This is a genomic window from Oceanisphaera sp. (assembly GCF_052084945.1).
In the GTDB taxonomy this organism is placed as follows: Bacteria; Pseudomonadota; Gammaproteobacteria; order Enterobacterales; family Aeromonadaceae; genus Oceanimonas.
In genome coordinates this window covers 1-3,527 of sequence record NZ_JBQDEX010000173.1, presented here as the reverse complement: position 1 = coordinate 3,527, position 3,527 = coordinate 1, and the positions used below count along the sequence as shown (strand labels likewise).

Genomic DNA, 3,527 nt, shown 5'->3' with positions numbered 1-3,527 from the left:
GGCTTTACTGTGGCCAGTTTATGATCTTGGCACGGTTAATGTTACTTACCTTTGATACACTCACTTTAGCGACGTTGCTATTAATGTGAGGGCCTGAAGATGAGCAAAACGCTTGATATTAAACACCATGGTGCTGTGTTGGGTGTGACCGGTTCGTGCCACGAAGTGCGAGTCGGAGATTCGGGCATACTGATTGATTGTGGCTTGTTTCAGGGAACCGATTTTCGTGAAGACTTAGATATCGACTTTGATATTGAGCATATTCGCGCGCTGGTGGTGACGCATGTGCATGTGGATCACGTAGGGCGTATTCCCTATTTATTGCTGGCGGGCTTTACCGGACCTATTTTTTGTACCGAGCCGTCTGCCATTTTATTGCCCGCCATGTTAGAAGATGCGCTTAAGTTTAGTGCTAAGCACAGTAAATCAGTGGCTAAGCAGGTACTCAAGCAAATGCAGCGCCAAATCCGCCCGCTGCCTTATGCGCAGTGGCAGCCCTTGCTTGGCACCGACATTCGCTTTAGGTTTCAACAGGCGGGGCATATTTTAGGCTCGGCTTATGTGGAATGTGAAGCTGCGGGTCAGAAAGTGACGTTTAGCGGCGACTTAGGAGCCAAAGATTCTCCGCTTATTATAAAAGCGACGCCTCCTAGCCCGTGCGAGATATTGGTATTAGAAAGTACTTATGGCGATCGGGAGCATCCTAGCCGAGTGGATAGACGTTTGCGCTTAAAATCAGAAATAGAGCAAAGCTTTACCGATCAAGGTTTAGTGTTAATTCCCGCTTTTAGTTTGGGGCGCACTCAAGATTTATTATATGAACTAGAAAGTATTATCCACGACTTTGGCCAAGATAACGTGACAGAGCAAGTGTTATGGAATGAACTTGAGATTATTGTCGACTCCCCCTTGGCAGCAAAAATAACCAGCTTATACGGTGATTTAAAATACCACTGGAACCAAGATGCACAAGCCTTGCTAAAACAAGGCCGCCATCCGCTTATATTTTCGCAGTTAACTGTGATTGATGGCCATGAAGATCACCTACTTTGTCTCGAAAATCTCTTAAAATCAGATAAACCAGCGGTGATTATTGCCGGATCGGGGATGTGCGCGGGCGGGCGAGTCGTAAATTATTTAAAGGAGTTATTACCTGACGCACGCCATCATATTTTGTTTGTGGGCTTTCAGGCTGAAGATACTCCAGGGCGGGTGATTGTTGAGAACGGACCCCGTTTTGATGGGGTGGCGTTATTAACGGATGCCAGCGATGATTATGCTTGGGTCGAGTTAGACGATGAGCGTATTGCCATTAATGCGCTTATTCATAAAATAGATGGCTACTCGGCTCACGGCGACCAAAGTGACTTACTTGCCTTTGCCCAAGCCATTCCCTCAACCCTTAAGCAAATTCGTTTAGTGCACGGCGACACCGAGGCAAAGTTGATATTAAAAGCTAAGTTAGAAGCACTCTTGCCCCATGTTGAGGTGATGATCCCACAGACTGAAGGTGACGACTAAGGTCACAGGCTTATTTAGCCAGCGTGTTAATGAGCTTTGCAGGAACACCTGCCACCACAGTGTTGGCTGCTACGTCTTTGGTAACCACGGCGCCGGCGGCCACCACGGCATTTTCTCCAATCGTAACCCCGGGTAATATCATGGCCCCAGCCCCTAACCAAGCATTGTTCTTTATAACAATTGCACTGAGCTTAAGGTCTCGCCGTTGTGTGGGCTCAAGTGGGTGATCTTCGGTGATTAAGCTGACTTTGGGGCCTATTTGTACATTATCTTCAATGGTAATGCCGCCCATATCTAAAAAGCTACAGTCGTGATTAATAAATACATTATGACCAAGGGTAATGTGCTGGCCAAAGTTAGTATGAAAGGGCACCAGTATAATGGTGCTGGCTGCTATGTTGTGGTTAATGATCTCGCTTAAGCGGCCACGGCTTTGATTGACGCTTGTTGAGTTATTAAGTTCTACTGAGAGTTTTCTGGTTCTGGCGATTTGTCCCCATACCTTTTTCATATCAGGGGCATCGTTTTTAATGATGCCACCGGCGAGCATATTGGCAAAAATTCCACTGTGCTGTTGACTCATAAGCGAAGCTGTCCTGTTATACTTATCGAAGTAAAAATATGATCTGATTTATCAAAAAAGACAAGGGCGAGTGCGCCCTTGTCTATATGGTGATTCGCTATTGGTATGGTGAGCGAGTGCGTTACACCGGATAGCGTGCAATGACTGCCAAGTCGTGGCCACCAGGAATATCTTGCTTGCGTACTGCCATCACCTTGGCACCGGTGCGAAAAGCGCGACAGGTGATTTCATCAACAATGCCGTAATTCATGGCGTCACTTTCGTTATCGAAGATAACTTCACCTGTCTCATCATCAACAAAGCCATTAACTACCCCATCAATATCCACCAATAGCTGTTCAATACCGCCAAAAGTAGCCAGTCGTGCTGCACTCGAAATATCAGTCGTAGTGCGATTTTGGCTGGTGCGAGTATCAAATAACTGATGAAAGTTAGCAATAATACCGGCGTAGTGTGCATCGAGTAGTGGGCGTGCCGCTGTGGCCAACTGGGTTTCGCTGAGATGCTCAGGGTTGCCGGTAATAATGTTGGGCAATATGGCAGTGGAGCTTAATGAGCGAAACAGTGCCGCTAATGGCTGGGTTGCTGCTAATAATAATGGTTGCTGACTCTGCATTAATAGCGGGCGCAGCGCGGTATTCACTTTACGAGCATAGTTAGTTAAATACGCTTTGTGGCTTTGCCCACTGGGGCGATGACCACTGCCTTTAAAGTCTTTATCAATCAGCTTATTGGTGGCCTCTGCCGCATCGCTGGGTAAGTTGGGCACCTCAATCACACGAGGCGGTAAGTCAGGGGAAAGTTCAATGAGGCGCACGGCATTTTCTGATAGCGCTAAAATGTGGGCGCTATGGCTAAAGGTAATGGCCCGTAGCAGCGGCTTTAAATGAAAGCGATCTGACACTTCAACAATATCGGTTAACTTATTGGCCAAGCGAAAGGTGTGCAGTGATTCAGGGGTTGCCAAAATGGCTAAACTGTTGGCTTGGTGCTCCCAAAATTCATCATCAGCCAGCAAGTCTGCGAATTTATCTTGCAAAGCCTGAATATGTTGGCGTTTATCAAATCCGGTTTTTTCAAGCTGACTAATAGCCTGTTTAACAAGCGTATTAAGATGAGTTCGACTTTGTTTTATCTCGCGGCCAATCGGCGAAGTGGGTAGGTAGATTGAGATGCACGCTTCAGAGCGCATCAGGTTGAGATCACCGATTTCATCGGTACTAGGCATATCTACGTAATACATTCAAAGCCCCTTGTAAGTCCAAGTTCTCGAATGTTCAACATAGCACAATAAATAGAGGAATAAAAAGTAGTTATCACTTAATTTAATTTTTAGTGATGTAGACTTATTTACTTTATTTGTGTTTTTTATATTTGGTATGCGAAAGCGTTCATTTTCTGTAGTCAATGCGTGAGAATTAAA

The 3,527-nt window shown here is 45.8% G+C and carries 3 protein-coding genes; 1 reads left to right on the top strand and 2 read right to left on the bottom strand.

What is annotated here, in order from left to right:
* Window positions 1-99: 99 nt before the first annotated feature.
* Window positions 100-1,521 carry an MBL fold metallo-hydrolase gene (locus ACTHY5_RS11610; RefSeq protein ID WP_441879846.1) on the top strand — a complete coding sequence of 474 codons (1,422 nt, stop codon included), beginning with the start codon at window positions 100-102 and terminating at the stop codon, window positions 1,519-1,521.
* 10 nt (window positions 1,522-1,531) lie between these two features.
* Here the strand turns inward: ACTHY5_RS11610 and ACTHY5_RS11605 are convergent, their stop codons facing one another.
* Both ACTHY5_RS11605 and ACTHY5_RS11600 read right to left on the bottom strand, forming a co-directional pair.
* Window positions 1,532-2,104 carry a DapH/DapD/GlmU-related protein gene (locus ACTHY5_RS11605; protein WP_441879843.1) on the bottom strand — a complete coding sequence of 191 codons (573 nt, stop codon included), beginning with the start codon at window positions 2,102-2,104 and terminating at the stop codon, window positions 1,532-1,534.
* Between the two features lie 121 nt (window positions 2,105-2,225).
* On the bottom strand, window positions 2,226-3,347 hold the full coding sequence (locus tag ACTHY5_RS11600) for a baeRF11 domain-containing protein (RefSeq protein WP_441879840.1): 1,122 nt from the start codon (window positions 3,345-3,347) through the stop codon (window positions 2,226-2,228).
* Window positions 3,348-3,527: the final 180 nt, after the last annotated feature.

Bases quoted from the DNA above. Each gene is read 5' to 3' on its own strand.
- ACTHY5_RS11600 (WP_441879840.1), bottom strand. From the start codon at position 3,347: ATGTATTACGTAGATATGCCTAGTACCGATGAAATCGGTGATCTCAAC.
- ACTHY5_RS11610 (WP_441879846.1), top strand. From the start codon at position 100: ATGAGCAAAACGCTTGATATTAAACACCATGGTGCTGTGTTGGGTGTG.
- ACTHY5_RS11605 (WP_441879843.1), bottom strand. From the start codon at position 2,104: ATGAGTCAACAGCACAGTGGAATTTTTGCCAATATGCTCGCCGGTGGC.